Origin of the sequence: Kurthia senegalensis (assembly GCF_000285595.1) — a bacterium.
Classification (GTDB): Bacteria; Bacillota; Bacilli; order Bacillales_A; family Planococcaceae; genus Kurthia; species Kurthia senegalensis.
Window position 1 is genome coordinate 775,810 of record NZ_HE611064.1, and the last position, 15,595, is coordinate 791,404.

The 15,595-nt window shown below is 39.3% G+C and carries 19 protein-coding genes; 6 read left to right on the forward strand and 13 right to left on the reverse strand.

What is annotated here, in order from left to right:
• Positions 1 to 106 precede the first annotated feature (106 nt).
• Positions 107 to 1,816 carry a methyl-accepting chemotaxis protein gene (locus KSHG_RS04110; RefSeq protein WP_010302231.1) on the forward strand — a complete coding sequence of 570 codons (1,710 nt, stop codon included), beginning with the start codon at positions 107 to 109 and terminating at the stop codon, positions 1,814 to 1,816.
• A 97-nt stretch (positions 1,817 to 1,913) separates the two neighbouring features.
• Here the strand turns inward: KSHG_RS04110 and KSHG_RS04115 are convergent, their stop codons facing one another.
• Positions 1,914 to 3,287 (reverse strand): S41 family peptidase, encoded by a 1,374-nt coding sequence (locus KSHG_RS04115; RefSeq protein WP_010302234.1) that lies wholly within the window; start codon positions 3,285 to 3,287, stop codon positions 1,914 to 1,916.
• 279 nt (positions 3,288 to 3,566) lie between these two features.
• Between KSHG_RS04115 and KSHG_RS04120 the strand changes: the two genes are divergently transcribed.
• The 3 genes from KSHG_RS04120 to KSHG_RS04130 are packed head-to-tail and all read left to right on the forward strand — an operon-like array spanning position 3,567 to position 4,401.
• Complete coding sequence (locus tag KSHG_RS04120; RefSeq protein WP_010302236.1) at positions 3,567 to 3,824, forward strand: SH3 domain-containing protein; 258 nt, start codon at positions 3,567 to 3,569, stop codon at positions 3,822 to 3,824.
• A complete protein-coding gene (locus tag KSHG_RS04125; protein WP_010302238.1) occupies positions 3,821 to 4,159 on the forward strand; it encodes a hypothetical protein in 339 nt (112 codons plus the stop codon). The genes KSHG_RS04120 and KSHG_RS04125 overlap by 4 nt, the downstream gene beginning before the upstream one ends.
• Complete coding sequence (locus tag KSHG_RS04130; RefSeq protein ID WP_010302241.1) at positions 4,156 to 4,401, forward strand: hypothetical protein; 246 nt, start codon at positions 4,156 to 4,158, stop codon at positions 4,399 to 4,401. The genes KSHG_RS04125 and KSHG_RS04130 overlap by 4 nt, the downstream gene beginning before the upstream one ends.
• Before the next feature lie 34 nt (positions 4,402 to 4,435).
• Here KSHG_RS04130 and KSHG_RS04135 read toward each other — a convergent pair whose 3' ends face one another.
• The 8 genes from KSHG_RS04135 to KSHG_RS04180 all read right to left on the reverse strand — a co-directional run bounded on the left by KSHG_RS04135 (position 4,436) and on the right by KSHG_RS04180 (position 11,325).
• Positions 4,436 to 5,521 carry an LPXTG cell wall anchor domain-containing protein gene (locus tag KSHG_RS04135; RefSeq protein WP_010302243.1) on the reverse strand — a complete coding sequence of 362 codons (1,086 nt, stop codon included), beginning with the start codon at positions 5,519 to 5,521 and terminating at the stop codon, positions 4,436 to 4,438.
• Between the two features lie 239 nt (positions 5,522 to 5,760).
• Positions 5,761 to 6,927, reverse strand: a complete 1,167-nt coding sequence (locus KSHG_RS04140) for a hypothetical protein (protein WP_010302245.1) — start codon at positions 6,925 to 6,927, stop codon at positions 5,761 to 5,763.
• Positions 6,902 to 7,555, reverse strand: a complete 654-nt coding sequence (locus KSHG_RS04145; protein WP_010302248.1) for a hypothetical protein — start codon at positions 7,553 to 7,555, stop codon at positions 6,902 to 6,904. Before KSHG_RS04145 ends, KSHG_RS04140 begins: the two co-directional genes overlap by 26 nt.
• Before the next feature lie 960 nt (positions 7,556 to 8,515).
• The gene (locus KSHG_RS04160) at positions 8,516 to 8,953 is read right to left on the reverse strand and encodes a universal stress protein (protein WP_010302254.1); all 438 of its coding nucleotides are present in this window, start codon (positions 8,951 to 8,953) and stop codon (positions 8,516 to 8,518) included.
• Positions 8,954 to 9,020: 67 nt separating this feature from the next.
• The gene (locus KSHG_RS04165; protein WP_010302258.1) at positions 9,021 to 10,532 is read right to left on the reverse strand and encodes a glycosyltransferase; all 1,512 of its coding nucleotides are present in this window, start codon (positions 10,530 to 10,532) and stop codon (positions 9,021 to 9,023) included.
• Positions 10,533 to 10,726: 194 nt separating this feature from the next.
• Complete coding sequence (locus KSHG_RS17940) at positions 10,727 to 10,858, reverse strand: YvrJ family protein (RefSeq protein ID WP_010302260.1); 132 nt, start codon at positions 10,856 to 10,858, stop codon at positions 10,727 to 10,729.
• 15 nt (positions 10,859 to 10,873) lie between these two features.
• Complete coding sequence (locus KSHG_RS04175) at positions 10,874 to 11,095, reverse strand: DUF2922 domain-containing protein (RefSeq protein ID WP_010302262.1); 222 nt, start codon at positions 11,093 to 11,095, stop codon at positions 10,874 to 10,876.
• Positions 11,096 to 11,133: 38 nt separating this feature from the next.
• On the reverse strand, positions 11,134 to 11,325 hold the full coding sequence (locus KSHG_RS04180; protein WP_010302265.1) for a DUF1659 domain-containing protein: 192 nt from the start codon (positions 11,323 to 11,325) through the stop codon (positions 11,134 to 11,136).
• 364 nt (positions 11,326 to 11,689) lie between these two features.
• On the opposite strand from KSHG_RS04180, the gene KSHG_RS04185 reads away from it, so the two are divergent.
• Positions 11,690 to 12,184 (forward strand): sigma-70 family RNA polymerase sigma factor, encoded by a 495-nt coding sequence (locus KSHG_RS04185; RefSeq protein WP_010302268.1) that lies wholly within the window; start codon positions 11,690 to 11,692, stop codon positions 12,182 to 12,184.
• 232 nt (positions 12,185 to 12,416) lie between these two features.
• Here KSHG_RS04185 and KSHG_RS04190 read toward each other — a convergent pair whose 3' ends face one another.
• The 4 genes from KSHG_RS04190 to KSHG_RS04205 all read right to left on the reverse strand — a co-directional run bounded on the left by KSHG_RS04190 (position 12,417) and on the right by KSHG_RS04205 (position 14,095).
• Positions 12,417 to 12,845 (reverse strand): hypothetical protein, encoded by a 429-nt coding sequence (locus KSHG_RS04190; RefSeq protein WP_010302270.1) that lies wholly within the window; start codon positions 12,843 to 12,845, stop codon positions 12,417 to 12,419.
• Positions 12,846 to 12,892: 47 nt separating this feature from the next.
• Positions 12,893 to 13,111, reverse strand: a complete 219-nt coding sequence (locus KSHG_RS04195; RefSeq protein WP_147630483.1) for a hypothetical protein — start codon at positions 13,109 to 13,111, stop codon at positions 12,893 to 12,895.
• On the reverse strand, positions 13,081 to 13,380 hold the full coding sequence (locus tag KSHG_RS04200) for a hypothetical protein (RefSeq protein ID WP_010302276.1): 300 nt from the start codon (positions 13,378 to 13,380) through the stop codon (positions 13,081 to 13,083). Before KSHG_RS04200 ends, KSHG_RS04195 begins: the two co-directional genes overlap by 31 nt.
• A 262-nt stretch (positions 13,381 to 13,642) precedes the next feature.
• Positions 13,643 to 14,095 (reverse strand): hypothetical protein, encoded by a 453-nt coding sequence (locus KSHG_RS04205; protein WP_010302279.1) that lies wholly within the window; start codon positions 14,093 to 14,095, stop codon positions 13,643 to 13,645.
• A gap of 515 nt (positions 14,096 to 14,610) precedes the next feature.
• On the opposite strand from KSHG_RS04205, the gene KSHG_RS04210 reads away from it, so the two are divergent.
• Positions 14,611 to 15,564, forward strand: coding sequence for a hypothetical protein (locus KSHG_RS04210; RefSeq protein ID WP_010302282.1), 954 nt, complete (start codon positions 14,611 to 14,613; stop codon positions 15,562 to 15,564).
• Positions 15,565 to 15,595: the final 31 nt, after the last annotated feature.

Sequence of the window (15,595 nt, forward strand, 5' to 3'; positions counted from 1 at the left end):
AATGCCTTTAAAAGTGCAACTTTAGATAGAATTTTCTGTCTTTTCAGTATACAATAAGTACTAGTTCGAATTATTTAGATTCTCGAAATACTAGGAGGTTGTTTAGATGACTTTACGAAAAAGGCTTCTTGTCACGTTAGCTTCTATTAATGTCGTGACTATATTAATCGGTATTTTTTGTATTTATCAATTACAGACGATTAATCATAATTATAAACAATTAATCGCCACCGACGTACAACAAATGATTCACATTGGCGATATTCGAAAGAGCAGCGCCATGCAAAGTACCGACATACGAAACTACATACTTGAACCATCGACAGAAAATGCGGACGCACTCGATGTACAGAGCCGCTACTTAGAACAAAGTCTCGCAAGCTTAACGAAACAGCTTGAGAAAAATGCGACGACAGAAAAAGAAAAAGAATTGGTGAAAGAAGCAACGATCGCTATTCGGTATGAAGAACAGATCCAACAATATTTAACGTCTGTAAAAAGCTTATCTGAAAGTGGTCAAAAAGAGCAGGCTTATAAAATGGCAAACGGCAAGGTGAAGGATGCGAGCGTTAGTTTACTCAACACGTTAGATTTACTAAGAGATGAAACAGAAAAACATATGCAAGCCATTGAGGCTACTGAAAATAAACATGCGCAAACGGCTTCCATCATCATTATCGCATGTGTTCTTTTCGTCATTGGACTTAACGTCATCTCTAACGTCATTCTCGTGCGCCGCATCGCAAAACCGACACGCAAAATCGCCCAAGAAGTGGAACGTGTCGCGAATGGTGACTTAACAGGTGAAGCGATCGCCACACATCGCTCGAAAGATGAAATTTACACATTAACGGTTGAATTCAATCATATGAAAGACGCTTTATATAACATTATTAAAACGTCGAATGATAGTACGATGACGTTATCGGGTTCATCAGAAGAATTACTAAGCAGTATCGACGAAGTGAATGCATTATCGGAAAGAATAAGTCAACGCATTCAAGCAGCTACGACTGCTATGCAATCTAATAAATCCGCTTCTTCTGAAATTGCGATTGCGACGAGTGAATCAGCAACTGGCATTAGTCGGATCGCAGCAGAAACGGGCGAGCTTCGTGAATTCGCATTGCACACACAACAAATTTCGGTCAAAGGAAACGACACATTACACGATGCCACGACACAAATGAAGGTCATTCAAAAATCGACGGAAACCGTACGTGACTTAATGGAAAAACTAACGAATAAATCGTTAGAAATCCATAATTTCAGCTCAGCCATTACGGAAATTACCGAACAAACGAACTTACTCGCTTTAAACGCTGCCATTGAAGCAGCTCGTGCCGGTGAAGCAGGCAAAGGATTTGCGGTCGTCGCAGAAGAAGTTCGCAAACTATCCGAACAATCGAAAGTGTCCGCCGATCACATCGTACAACTGACACATGAAATTACAGCAGAAACAAAAACAGTCGGAGAAGCTGTACAATACGGACTTTCCAATGTCACAGACGGTGTCCAAACGATTCAAGCAGCCAGCACCGCTTTCCATGACATTAATGCGGCCATCACGAACATGACAGACAAAGTGACGAGCATTTCAGCAGTAACGGAACAAATTTCCGCTTCTTCTGAACAAGTTGCCGCAACAGCGGACCAAGCATCTCGTGCTAGTGATGATACGGTCGCAACGATGGAGAAAATTAATCACGCCGTTTCAGAACAAGTCCAAACGTTCGCCAACATTAACGACGTCGCGAAAGACTTAACCGGACAAGCTGAAAATCTTCAAAATCACATTCAAAACTTTAAACTATAACTCAAAAAAGAAGCTAGAACATAATTGAAAAGCAAAGCTTCTCATGAAAAAAGACATGCGTGATTTTATTCAAATCACGCATGTCTTTTCTTATGTTTTATTTACGAATCGAAATGTATTGATACGTCCCTTTTTTCGCATCTTTCGCATTCACTACTTTTAAATAGTAACTCGTTTTTGGTTTTAACGTTGTTTTTGGTGTCACCGTTAATTGCTTATTGGAAGCTTTCACCGTAATAGCACGTGTTTTACCACCTACTTGGTAAAGCGTTACTTTCGCATTTTTCAATGCAGACCCGTTCATCGCTTTCGTCGGTTTAACCGTAATTGATTTCGTTGTACCAGAGCGAACAATCATCGTTTGTTTCGTATAATTTTTAAGTTGTTTATTTAAGAAGTCACGGTGACTAATGAACACTTCTTTGTTTACAGCCGTCACATTCGTTGGTGTGACGCCGATACCTTGGATTTTTTTATCATTCGGTCCGCGGAATTCAGCCATCGTATATTTGAAAGCTGAACCATCTTTGAATTCAACAACGTTTTGCATAACACCTTTACCGTACGTTTTTTGACCGTAAATTTTCGCTGTTTTTTGATCTTTATAAGCAGCCGCTGTCATTTCAGATGCACTGGCAGAGTTTTTATTCACTAAAATAGACAATGGTTTATTCCAAACGTTTGATGGATTTGCCGTTGCATAGTAACCTTCGTCTTCTGTCGTACGAATCGTAAAGGCGACTTTATTCGATTTTTTAAAGCCGATCAACCCGATTGCTGAATTCACATCACCGCCGCCATTATCACGCAAGTCCAAAATGTACCCATTCGCTTTTTTCGATACAGCTTGAATCGCTTTCTTCACTTCGTTATGCGCTGTTGATGAGAATGAATTAAGGCGAATGTAAGCGATATTCCCTGCTAACATAGCCGTTTCTACATTTGGCATATTAATTACTTGGCGCGTCACCGTTTTCGTAACGGATTTTTTCGTAGAAGGACGATAGTACGTAAACGTTACTTTCGTATTTTTTTCACCTTTTAACAGTTGGCTACTTTTATCAACAGCTTGTCCCCCGATATTTTTTCCGTTCACGCGCGTAATAATGTCGCCCGCTTTCAATCCTGCTTTTTCAGCTGGGGATCCTTTAAAGACTGTCATAATCAAAATACCTTTTTTATGTTGTTCAATAGAAACGCCGATTCCGACGAGTGTGTATTCGACAGCATCATTAAACGCTGCGTATTCACTCTTTGAAAAATACACCGTGTACGGATCTACATTTTTGCTTATATCTTTCAGCGTTTTAATGTTGTTTAACGTTGAAATTGATGGATAATACTCTGTCTTTAAAATTGACTTAATTTCTTTTAGCTTATTGGCATCTGTAATCGTCGCAGCAGAAGCCGACGTTGACGTTGTAAAAATAGCTGTCGCGATGACCGTCGTTACTAACGTTTTCCATTTCATAATCGTTCCCTCTAATCCCTCAAATAATTTGTCCGTCCAGTAGTAAGGCCGTTTATTGAATACTAATAGTATACCCTGTTTCTTTTCCTATGAGCGAAGCTACACCTATTTCATTTCGGTTTTGTTTCCCTATTATAGCAAACTTTTATCTCCTTTCATTAACAATAAAAGGAATTATTTTTTAGTTATTTCGATATATTTTTACTAGTGAAATAGAATTACCCTATATTTCGACTGAATTTGTACGATATTAAAAAAGAATGAAAGGAGTCGAATGATATGAAAGCTTATTTAAAATGGTTGCTACTCACTTTTGTCGCTATGCTCTTTATCGCTATAAGCCATGTGACAGAAGCACATGCTGTAGAAAATTTAAACTATACGGCAACGATGAAAGTTAAAAATACATTGTATGCTAATCACCCCGGTACGAAAAAAATTATGACCGTACCAAAAGGCGCACAAGTGACATTTCATTACACGCAAAGTAATAGTTGGGGATACGTAACGTATAAAGGAAAAAAGGGTACATTATGACTGCTTATCTCAACATCGATGATAAAGGAAAATCGAGTAAATTGTACGACTTAGATCCATCTAAAATTTATACGTACCGCGTCTACAACCACTCTCTTTTTGAATCGATTCATCGCCGTACGAAAGCACGACCTGAAACGAACGGAACGAAATATCCATATACGAGCTATACGTGGTATGACAAGTCAGATGGGTATTGGCACGTAGATACTGTTCCTTATCATACTAATCCGTGGAATACGTTTAAGCTCGACAAAACGAAATTTGATTTAGTTTTATGGGTACAAAAAATGGACGCTTTTTACGTTCGCATGAAATCGTATCGTACGGTGTGATTGCTAACACACGCTATTGGGATATGGAGCGTACGAAAACGATGAAGACGACGATGACGACAAAAGTGCTGTACGTTGGTAATGCCCGTGCAGGTGGCAAAGTATATCCCGGTGTCATGGGCTTCCACTATGCTGACCGTACGACGCTCTACTTCTCAGAAAAAAACGGAATCATTTGGGAAAAACATAAAGGGAAGCCGATTCGTGAGTTACTCAACATTTCGACGAACCCAAACTATTAAAAAACCCTCGCTGAAACGATGTCAGCGAGGTTTTTTATATTTTTATTTTTCTTCGTTTCCACACCAGCAAGCTACTTATGGCGAGGAATGCAGCACCTGCAAATATCGTCGCACGTTCTCCTGTTTGAGGAAGCTCCGTTAGTTCTGTTTCTCCGTCATTCGTCACGATAATATCTTCATTCGTCACTTTACCTCGTTCACTTTCAGTCGAGGTTACTTGAGTAGTAACTTGTGTCGTCAACTGCTCTGACGTAGGTTTTGTTACATTCACAGTCGTATCAATTGCTGACTCTGCTACGTTTGCCGTTCCTTGCTTTTGAAGCGTCGACTGATTCGTAGACAGTAATGCTACATCATTCGTATAAAGGGATGACGGTGAAGTCACTTTCGTTTTAAACATAATCGTCATCTTCCGCTCGTCTAAATCACCTAAATTCAGTTTCATTTCATTCGCTGCAGTTGGGCGAACAGTGAAAAATTCGTCATACGATGTCCCGGTTTTTAAACTTTGATATTTCACATGGACTTGTCCTTCTAGTTGTTGATCATCACTCAGCGTTGATACGAAACGAGCCGCACGATACGTATTTTTTTTCGTATATGCTTTTACCGTCCAATGAATAAAAGCGCCTTCCACTGTATGCGTAATATCTAATTCCCCTGCTGCCTTCATTTTTTCAATCGTATACGGTAATTTTTGGTCACCGGCTGCTGTATGCACGACGAGCGAATGTGTCCCTACCGTTACATCATCCATTAACACCGGAAGACGAAGTGTCATCGTTTTATTTTTGTAAAAATAAGCTTCCTCCTCAAAGACAAAATGCAATTGATTCACATCATCTTCAAAAAATATAGCGCCTTTATTCCCGCGGTCATCTTCAACTAGCTGTTCCGATTTCTTTTGTAAAATCACGCCTACTGGTAAATCAACAGTCGCTTCCTTTTTGCCATTTAATGCATCTAAACGAATCGTATACATAATTTGAACATGATCCGTCGGTTTCACTATCGTATTTTCAGGAAGTGTCACATCGGATACGAGCGGCTCTTCTTTCGCAAAAACGTCTAAAGGCAAAAGTGTCAAACAACTAATAAGAACAACGACTAATTTTCGCAAAAAAATTCACCCCTTTTGCACGTTCTATTCAAACGAGTCTCTCATCGATAAAATCAATGCAGTCACAACGTGTATCCACCCATTTTCTGAATGCTTCCTTTTCTATTTCACATATGTCTTATTACGCAACTATTCCCCGTTTTTTCCAAAAATATGCTTTTTATTTTAACAGAATTTTTTACATCCTTTTTCCTAAAAAAAGCCTCAGAACAAAACACATTCTGAGACTTCTATAACGATTAAATTGTTTGGGCTCCCCATTTTGAAGAAACGTCCATCGTATCATTGACCGTCGTCGATCCTGCATCTATTGTCGGTTTCGTAGATGCTCCCGGTTCTAACCGAGACGGTGTGGATGTAGCAGGTTCCGTACCAGTCGAAGTCGTTTTTCCCGGTTCCATACCGTTTGAGCTATTTGCTCCTGGCTCCATCGTAGACGAAGATTCATTTCCCGGTTCACTTCCATTTGACGAAGTTTGTCCGGGTTCTAAACTTGTTGAGCTATTCGTCCCAGGCTCTAATCCAGCTGCTGATCCTGTCCCTTCTGCTCCTGCATCTGGAATCGATGTAGAAGGAGACGTTTCATTTGAAGTCGCATTTTCTGGATTTTCTGTCGTCGAAAGCGAAGGTGTCCCGAGTTCCGCAGGTGGGATGGCTCCTTTCATTTGCTTTCCTTGATCATCTACTTTAATCCATCCGAGTTGTTTCGTCCGAAGCCACCCACTTTGAATAACGCTTCCACGATACCAGCTTCCTTTATATTGATACACCGTATTGTTTCGATAGCTATTTTTATAAAGAACCTTGTTGTAAACGTAATACCCTGTCGCATACGTCGTATTTTTGTATAGACGTTTTGAAAAAACGATATATCCTTTATTCACTTTCGCCCCGTTGTACAACTTCCCTTTATACATTCGCACTTTTTTATTTAAAGGTCCTTTGTAATAAAAATTACCGCGATAGACAGCGGTTGTTTTTTTACCTTTTACGTAATATACATGATTTGCTACACCGGTGTAGACGTACCCATTTTTATAATACATACCGTTTAATAATCCGTTTGCTCGTTTCGCATAGCGATACGTCACCCCATTGAAAAGCACTACTTTACTCGTAATTGGTGCCCACGTTCCTTTATCGTATAGCTTCCCATTTTTTAAATATACGTATTTTGACGTCGTTTTATAAATCGTATCTGCTTTTGCCGTCATCGCATTGCACGCAAAAAGCATTATGCTGACACTAACTATGCAAAAAAATGCTTTCTTCATCTTCTCACCTCTGTTGTCAATATCGTCTCGTTCTTTGAAAGTTGTACGTTTTGAACGTAAAAAAACAGCCCGAATCGGTTGATTGCGGACTGCTGTTTCGTCTACTTTATTTCTTTTTACTCTCTTTTTCATAAACGAGAACGCTCGTTGAATTATCGGTTTTTGAATACGTTACACCGATGAGTGCACCTTCTTCATGAAAGAAGAATTTTTCTTTCATCGTAGTGTCTTTCGTTTTCGCATACCATTTTGATGCGTCGTACAATTCATACGTATTCGATGAATCTTTTAATGTCGCGCCATTGTCTTGAAGTTGTTTCAATCCATCATAGTTCATCTTCAATGAACCGTCGTCATTTTTGAATGCTTTGATTTGATAATACGTACCGTCTTCTTTTAATGAGCGGTTGAGTACGATATTTTTGCCGTCGTTCGTATAGTGATAGCGTTGTAATACGTATTGATACGGGTCTTTCATTTCTACGTCATCATAAAAATAAATGTTTTGATCGAATAGGCCGTTTTTATGCAGCGTAATCGTTTCCCCATATGTTAAATCTTCACTTAGTGGTACTTTTTGATATGCTTTATACGCATTGCCTGTCGTTTGTCCCATCGATACGAGTTTGTACGTTCCGACATAGGCTGCGTCAACGTCTTTTGCAAGCTTTTCTGTTTCGTCTTTTTGATCTTGACAGCCTGCCAATACGGCGGCGAGTAAACAGATAAAGCATACAAGACAAATCCAGTTCTTTTTCATTTTATTGTCTCCTTACTCTATTCTACTTTATTATACGCCATTAACGAGGACGTTCGTATATGTAAAACGTTCCTTTTCGGAATGCTTATTTTGCACGGGAGTTAGGTTTAGGATGGAAGGTCAAGGTCAAGGTCAAGGTCAAGGGCAAAAGAAGAAAGACTTCGTCCTCTTCACCGGAAGCTTGCCTGTGGGACGTGGGTTCAACTAAGTTTCACCAAAGTTCGTGGTGAAACTGGATTTTCACCCACTAATCAAGAAAGCTTAGGCTTTCTTGATTCCCCTTTAGGCGTCTCCGGTTCGAGGACTTATATGCTTCAGCTTCGACCTTTCATTCACATTCGGTTTTCTCAAAACTCCTTGCCCGTTAAATCATCCGCTTCGACCTTCCATCCACTTTCAGAACTCCAATCTTTCTTGTCCGTTCAATCATCCACTTCGACCTTTCACTCACTTTCGGAACTCCAATCTTTCTTGTCCGTTCAATCATCCACTTCGACCTTCCACTCACATTCGGAACTCTAATCTTTCTTGTCCGTTCAATCATCCACTTCGACCTTTCATTCACATTCGGTTTCCTCAAATCTCCTCGTCCGTTCAATCATCCGCTTCGACCTTCCATTCACACTCGGTTTTCTCAAAACATCCTTATCTGTTCAGCTATTTCACTTCGTTCTTCCATTCACTTTCGAATTCCTCAAATCTTCTTGCCCGTTAAATCATCCGCTTCGACCTTCCATCCACTTTCGGAACTCCAATCTTTCTTGCCCGTTCAATCATCTACTTCGACCTTTCATTCACATTCCGATTCCTCAAATCTCCTTGTCCGTTCAATCATCCGCTTCATTCTTCAAGACATTTTCACTTTTGCTACCTTCGCTACACAATGGTTTTTTTACCTTTTCGAATGATTTTTAAGTAAATAAAAAAAGCCTCCGCTTCTCGCGGGGGCTTTGGAGATTGTTAGTTTGAATAACGTACGACTAATGTGTCGCATGGTGATGTGCGTACGATGTTTTCGGATACGCTGCCGAGTAGAAGGCGTTCGGTTCCTGTCACCCCTGTTGCACCACAGATGATCAAGTCCGCGCCAATTTCTGGTGCGATTTTTTTCGTAATGACGGTACGTGGTGAACCTGCTTCGATAATCAATTCGATTTTTTCGATGCCGGCTGTTGCCGCATCATCATAACTTTCAAGTAGGCTCGTCGCAAATTGATGTGCATCTTTCTCAAGTGTTTCTTGATTGTGTGCTTCAAGGCTTGCGAAAAAGCGCGTGTCGATAATGTTGACGATATTTAATACCGCTTGATTATGTTTCGCTACTTCAATAGCGCGTGCGAGTGCTGCTTCCGATTCTTTTGAACCGTCGACGGCTACGATAATGTTTTTGTAGTTCATCTTTATGCCTCCCCTTTTGCCTTTCATTATAGCAATTGTCCTAGCATCTGGAAACGCAGAGCCTTTGTTATTTTTTCCAATAATCTTCACGTAAACGTTGAATTAATTGGGTCCAATAAATAGCATAATTTTTCGCTTGGAATCGTTCGGCTTCTTCGTAAGCGCAATTGCTCATATCTTCCACTTGCGTCTCATCGTTGAGCGCATGAATAATACTTTCTGCCAGTTCATCTTCATCATTTACCGTCGCAAGAAGTCCGCTAATGTGATGCATAATTAAATCACCTGGACCATATAAATACGTAAAGCTTGCGGTCGGAATTCCGTGAGCAAGGCAATCTAAAATGCTCATAGGCATATCCCCTTCGATGCTCGTAGAAAGTGCCAATTGAACGTCCGCATACAATTCTTCTGTCGGTTCTTCAATGAAAAAGACACGCTCTTCCAAACCGAATTGTTCTGCAAGTTCTTGTAGCATGAATTGCATCGGTCCTTCTCCACAAAACGTCAAAAAAGCGTCCGGCACTTCTGCAGCTACTTTAGAGAAAATACGAAGTGCAATGTCCGGTTGATAATTCGATTCGAGTGGTGATTGGAATAAAATATGATGATTGCTGCGTTCTTCAAATGGCAGTCGTGTAGGTGATTCTAAAAGACCTGTCGGAATGACGAAATGATCTGGACGATTGCCGAAACGTTCTTGTACGTGCTCATATTGTTCGAAGCTTTCAAACACGACAGCTGAAAATTTTTCACGTTGCTGGAATAGACGACGATACGTTTCATTTAGAGGTCCATCAATTGGACGATGTGGAAAATCGACGTGTGCGCTATGTACCATGCCGATGACTTTGATTTTGCGACCTAATTCTTCAAAAATCGGTGCAAAAACAGGATCTTCATCGACGAAACATAAATTCAGCTCATCATCTTCTAAAATCGTTTTCAACCAGAACGTTGCGAGTTCCACTTCGGTTTCGCATTGATGAAGAACAGCGCCTTCATCGTCTACGAGTTGAATCAGCGTTAATTCATCATTTTCAAAGAAATGATACATACATACTTTACCGTCTGTTCGATAGAAGATTTCACAGACGACGGCTTCTTCTTTTACGATTTGAGACTTACTTAAATAGCCGTTCGCATCAAATAAATCGGTACGTAAAATAACACCATTCGTGTCATAATAAACGATTGTTTCCAAATGGTCTTCATCGTCAAAGTAACGGTATTGTACGGGACGTCCTTCACTATTGAGTACACCGATATCATATGTATCAGGAATTTGTTCGTACGACCAAAGTGGATTCGTCTGCCATTTTTTTGGTGGTAAAAGCGTCGTTTGCGTCATTTGCAAATCTTCGTACATGTTTAAAATTACGGTGTTCTCCGACAACAATTGACGTTCGATGAAGTCGGCTCGATTTTTCGCAAATCGTGGCTCGTATCCTAACGTAATGATTGTTGGAGTGATATGTAAATACCGTTCAAACAGCTGGGCTCGCATAAAAATACGACGCTCTAAAGTTGTTTGACCCGTCGCCATAGAATCTGCGAAAAAATAAAACTGTTCCTTCACGCGCTTTCTCCTCCTTTTGATCTTCCGAATTTTCGATACTTTCATTATACCGAATCTGCAGTGGAAAAGTCGCCTTCCCCACAAAAAGTCACGAAAAAAATCCACTAAATTTCCAAAATGTGTCGTGCCACGCAAAAAAAAGAGGCTGTTTGCCACAATGGCACAGCCTCTTTCTTTGTTAGAAGACCAAGATGTTACGCGTCTTTTTTTGACAGATTTTTAATCGCATCGGTCAATTGTTGAAGCTTATTTTCCATCCGGACTAATAAGTAGATTGCTATCGCAACAGGAAACCCATAGTCGAGTAAGTTTATGAATTCGCCCATTCGATCACCTCCTTATTAATTCAATTGGTCAAATGTTTGCGTGATGCGTGTTTCCACTAAGTTCGCTTCTTTATTTGTGAGCGTTTGGTCGGCAAACTTCGTGAAAGCCGATTTAATCGTGTTCATCGCTGCTGAAACTTCCGCCGCTGTTAAGTTTTGGCTCGGGTTCGTCACCGATACCATGCGCTCTTTTCCTTCACCATTGACATAAATTAATTGTAGTGTAAATTTGCTCATCGTCTGTCACCTCCTTCATGATTTAATACGATTGCTGCTTACAGTGCGTACGTTTTTACGTCTGTGACCTTCACTTCAAAAATTTCTTCTGATTGTAAAGAGCCGTATGCACGAGCTACGTTTAGTACTTCTTCTTGTGACAAAGTAGGTTTTAATCCAGCAACGTTGAATGATTTTGGATCACCGTCGTATAAATATACGCAGCGCATTGATTTTTTATCTTCTGCCATAATGCTTTCACCTCCTTTCAAGGTGATTCGTTAATTGTGCAATACTCACGAGGAGCAAGATTAGAAGTGTCACCTCGTTCACCCCCTTCTGAACACTACATAGTCGCAACAGACAATAAAGTTTCCTCCTAATTTTTAAAAATAAAAATTATATTTAATACATTATTTAAAATGAAATTTCTTATTTCTTTAAAAAAATCGCATAACACCGGCTTTTCTAGCATTTTTCCATTATAAAAATCGAGCTTTTCTCTGAATTCCGTGGAAAAAACAGCGAGAACGAAAAGACGTCTTTTTCGTAGCTGTTATGCTGAAGCTACCTAGGAATAAACCGGTATTGTGCAATACGAGAAATGAGTTCCAAATGAAACATTTTGAAGAAGTCGCACAACAATATGAAGCAATGATCCACTATACGATTCGAAAATTACGCATTTACAAAGATTTTGAGCATTTTAAACAAATCGGCTTAATTGGCTTGTGGAAAGCATACGAAGCGTACGATGAAGTGCGTGGAGACTTCCCTCCAATGGCAGCACGTTACATCCAGACGGAAATGATTACCGAATTGCGTAAAATGAAACGATATGAAGACAAGCAGTTTTGCTGCGAAGATGATACGCTGACGTTTCATTCTGAACAACAGCAGCAACTCGAAATCGAGCAGTCGATTTTACTAGAACAGGCGATGAAAAGCGTCTTAACACCTGATGAATACCGCTTTCTCTACGATTACTTCCTATACGGTATGAAATTGGATGAACTTGCGGAGAAACATCACATGACGAAAGGCACGATGACGAAGAAAAAAGCGAAACTTCTATTAAAGTTACGTCAGGCATTACATGAAACGATGTAACTAACGCAAAAAAACCTCGAAACGATTGTTTCGAGGTTTTTTTTATGTATAGATTCTCTTGATTTATTATTGTTGTATAATAGCTGAAAAAAATGATGAAAATCACGTTCGGTTTTTCGACACAATTGCATAAGGGCGGTCTTTTTAAGCATTTTCAAAACAGAAAAACAACAAAATAAAACCACCTTTCTCCGATTGACGTAAAGGAGGAAAGATGGTCGTCCATTCCACATTATAAATGATTCATATAGGAGAAGACGAGTCGTTCATCAACGACTGGCAAACGGTAAAACTGCGTTGCCGTCATCCGCCTCATTAAATCCGTTCGCTCAGTTAGTACCCATTGGATGTCTTTAAAAGGAATGGGTTTCGGAAATAAAACTAAGTCCATAGGCTTTAGTTGAAACCCTGTCACGAGACAACTCCCTTGTTTACGATGGGTTCGATACGCTCCTTGCATCGTATACCCGATTAGCTGCTCACGATGGACAAATAAAAAAGATTCCTCTTCCCCGTAACGTCGTTTAATGAGCGTACGCGCATCCGTTGGCGGGATAGCGAAACAATATGCCTCCTCGTGTAAACAATGGTAAAAATAAGCGTAACAACTTTCAATTGTGTTCATTTCAAAAGGGGGCAAATGCAACTGGCAAACTCTCAAGTCCACGCACTCCTTTTCTTCTCAAAAAATATTTTGCATCGTTCACTTTACGAAATATCAATCAAATGAAATGTTTCTTCTTCTATTACAATATAAATTTTCTTAACCGCTTTATTTTTCTCGTAATCTACTGCTGTATAGATGACGGTGTATTTACCTGGAGCGGTCGCCTTTATTTTCTTAATTTTTTTGCCATTCGGTTGATAAATGACCGGCGACACTTTCCACGTACCCTTCACTTGGTCGACTGCTTTTGCAGTCGGCAATTGAACTTTTTCACCGTACTCATACGTATACGTTTTTTCGTAGAAGAGAGATGAATGACCGGCTTCACACGGTCTTTCACATATATCCCATGAATATACTGTTTCTTTTTATAAATTTTTTTACCCGGTACGACTTTGCCAGTACTTTTATAAACGAGCTTTCCTTTGACTAATTTGTAAGAGGTTGCGGCAGTAGACATAGCTGGTGATGCGATAGATGCTGCACATAAAATAGTAGCAAAAAAAGCGGCACGGATAGCTTTTTTCATAATGTAAAACTCCTTTTTCAATCGGTTATTGCATATGAAACGCTTAATCAAAAGCCGATATTTTTTTAGGAGAGATGATGAAACGTCATGCTCCTTACACTTTTTATCGGTTACACGTACCTATTTTTTTGTCTTTACTACACAGGTTTTTAAGAGGAAAATAATTCATGTAGGAAATTCGTAGATGGATGGATTGATCTTTCGTTAGTCGTCCACTTATGTAGTACGAGGACGTATGCAAAATGACTTTGAAAAATGTCGTTTATTTTTGTGGATGCATATACGTCCACACACGTTTTTGTAAATAGCCGTCGAGTAATCGTTCTGCACGACCACTAATAACATTCCATTGTGATGTTTTGACGAAATTCACATGGATTTGATTCGCTCTGAGATGTAATTCAAATTCCTTTAAATCGTACGCTCGATAAAAGATCAGCAGCGTTTCCGGCTTCAAGCGAATCCCGACAACCAGCCCATTTTTATCAATAATCTTCTTATCTAGTTCGGCGACGGCAAACACGCTGTTCTTAAATGAAAAAATAAGCATTCGGTCCTCTTCATCATATTCTTTCTTAGCAGCAAGCGATCTAAAATTCTCTTTAATAATTCGCACACAATAATCTTCATGTGGCAAAACATACCGAAACATATTGATTACACTTTCTACATTCGTCGCATAAATATTTTGCTCTGTTAACTTACAAATACGCATGATTCCAACCTCCTTCTTAGAAAATTAGTTAGCATTTCAATTATTTTCTGAACATTTAGAATTAACTAACTTCTTTTATTTTACATTTTTTAAATTCTAATTGTTCATAATTTAAACAATTTTATTTTGACATTTTTGTGAATAAAATATTCATAAAATAATATGGCGCTCGCCTCTTTTCGCTCAAAAAACAAACGTATTTTTTACATAAAAAAATCGCATGCTTTTCTTACGCGTAGAAAGCGACTCCGCTTTTTCACTGTACGTATCGTACGAATACCGTTTCCGTAAAAAGAATGCTGCTTTTTTCGAAACGTTATGATGAGATACTATTACGAATAGGTATTTTTATAAAAACGACGAAAAAAACTGACCTCTTTCCAAACAATATGCTCGTTAAGCCGTCAATTTCTAAAAATCCACAATAAAAATAGTCGAAAAAAAGCGGAAGCACAGTTGCATAATTCCCCTATTTTCTTTTACACTACGAGTAATTCAAAAGGAGGTATAACAAAATGCTCGACTATCAATTCATGACGACAAAAAAGTATCGGGAACAAAAAAAGACGTTTGATTTTGCTTGGAAACAAGCAAAAAATCGATTTCTAGAAAATGAAAAGGAATATGACGACTTTACTCACATACAGGAAGCGCCGCACACCGAAGAAAAATACGCGACGAAATTTGTGAATGGTCAGCTTTTGTTATATAAAGGTGGACAACTCGTACCCGGATTTCACACGTATATCGATACATTGTTCCACGATGGGATTCCTTTTACTGGCGTGTATCAAAACGGTTACTACGAGAACGGTTCGTTTATTTTTAAAAACTTTCAAGAAGATGAAGATGTGTATTTGTTTTATAGTGATACGTCGAATGAAGCAACGCTCTACTACGCTTTGCATCAGACGACGAACGTCAAAATCCATCAGTTTGACGACATCACGATTTCGAATGGTGGTACGATTACGCGCGCATCCATTATTACGAGCATCACGCCAGGTGGACAAGAATGTTTGTGGCTTCGCCTAATGCTTGATAACATTCAAAATGATCAACAGTATACAATTCGTATTCGAGACTTAACTTTTTATCCGATGACCGGTAGCAATTTGTCAGAAGAAGTATCCGTGCAAGCGCACTTTTCTTTCGTCGCAACACGCAAATGGTTGTATGAAACGGTACATTACAGAGAGCTTTTAACGTTTCTTAGACAGTATCAAGCATGTAGCGATGCTCAACTCGCTGCAATTTCCCCTGAGGAATTTGAAATATTCGGGCTCATTTTGAATCAATTCATTAGTTTATTGCATTTGCAAAACATTGATGAACGTCTTGAAAAGAATCTTCCAGGTAATCTTCCACTGCCACTGAAGCTCCGTAGTTATTTAGTGAGCTGCCTTGCGGTCATTACACTTTGTGAAAACATGCAAATGCGCATCGATCGCGTGACGCATACAGAATGACTTTACATAAAAAACCTGACTTTTAACGAAA

Bases quoted from the DNA above. Each gene is read 5' to 3' on its own strand.
- KSHG_RS04125 (WP_010302238.1), top strand. From the start codon at position 3,821: ATGACTGCTTATCTCAACATCGATGATAAAGGAAAATCGAGTAAATTG.
- KSHG_RS04110 (WP_010302231.1), top strand. From the start codon at position 107: ATGACTTTACGAAAAAGGCTTCTTGTCACGTTAGCTTCTATTAATGTC.
- KSHG_RS04205 (WP_010302279.1), bottom strand. From the start codon at position 14,095: ATGCGTATTTGTAAGTTAACAGAGCAAAATATTTATGCGACGAATGTA.
- KSHG_RS04145 (WP_010302248.1), bottom strand. From the start codon at position 7,555: ATGAAAAAGAACTGGATTTGTCTTGTATGCTTTATCTGTTTACTCGCC.
- KSHG_RS04115 (WP_010302234.1), bottom strand. From the start codon at position 3,287: ATGAAATGGAAAACGTTAGTAACGACGGTCATCGCGACAGCTATTTTT.
- KSHG_RS04160 (WP_010302254.1), bottom strand. From the start codon at position 8,953: ATGAACTACAAAAACATTATCGTAGCCGTCGACGGTTCAAAAGAATCG.
- KSHG_RS04120 (WP_010302236.1), top strand. From the start codon at position 3,567: ATGAAAGCTTATTTAAAATGGTTGCTACTCACTTTTGTCGCTATGCTC.
- KSHG_RS04200 (WP_010302276.1), bottom strand. From the start codon at position 13,380: ATGAAAAAAGCTATCCGTGCCGCTTTTTTTGCTACTATTTTATGTGCA.
- KSHG_RS04140 (WP_010302245.1), bottom strand. From the start codon at position 6,927: ATGAAAAAGAGAGTAAAAAGAAATAAAGTAGACGAAACAGCAGTCCGC.
- KSHG_RS04175 (WP_010302262.1), bottom strand. From the start codon at position 11,095: ATGAGCAAATTTACACTACAATTAATTTATGTCAATGGTGAAGGAAAA.
- KSHG_RS04180 (WP_010302265.1), bottom strand. From the start codon at position 11,325: ATGGCAGAAGATAAAAAATCAATGCGCTGCGTATATTTATACGACGGT.
- KSHG_RS04185 (WP_010302268.1), top strand. From the start codon at position 11,690: ATGAAACATTTTGAAGAAGTCGCACAACAATATGAAGCAATGATCCAC.
- KSHG_RS17940 (WP_010302260.1), bottom strand. From the start codon at position 10,858: ATGGGCGAATTCATAAACTTACTCGACTATGGGTTTCCTGTTGCGATA.
- KSHG_RS04210 (WP_010302282.1), top strand. From the start codon at position 14,611: ATGCTCGACTATCAATTCATGACGACAAAAAAGTATCGGGAACAAAAA.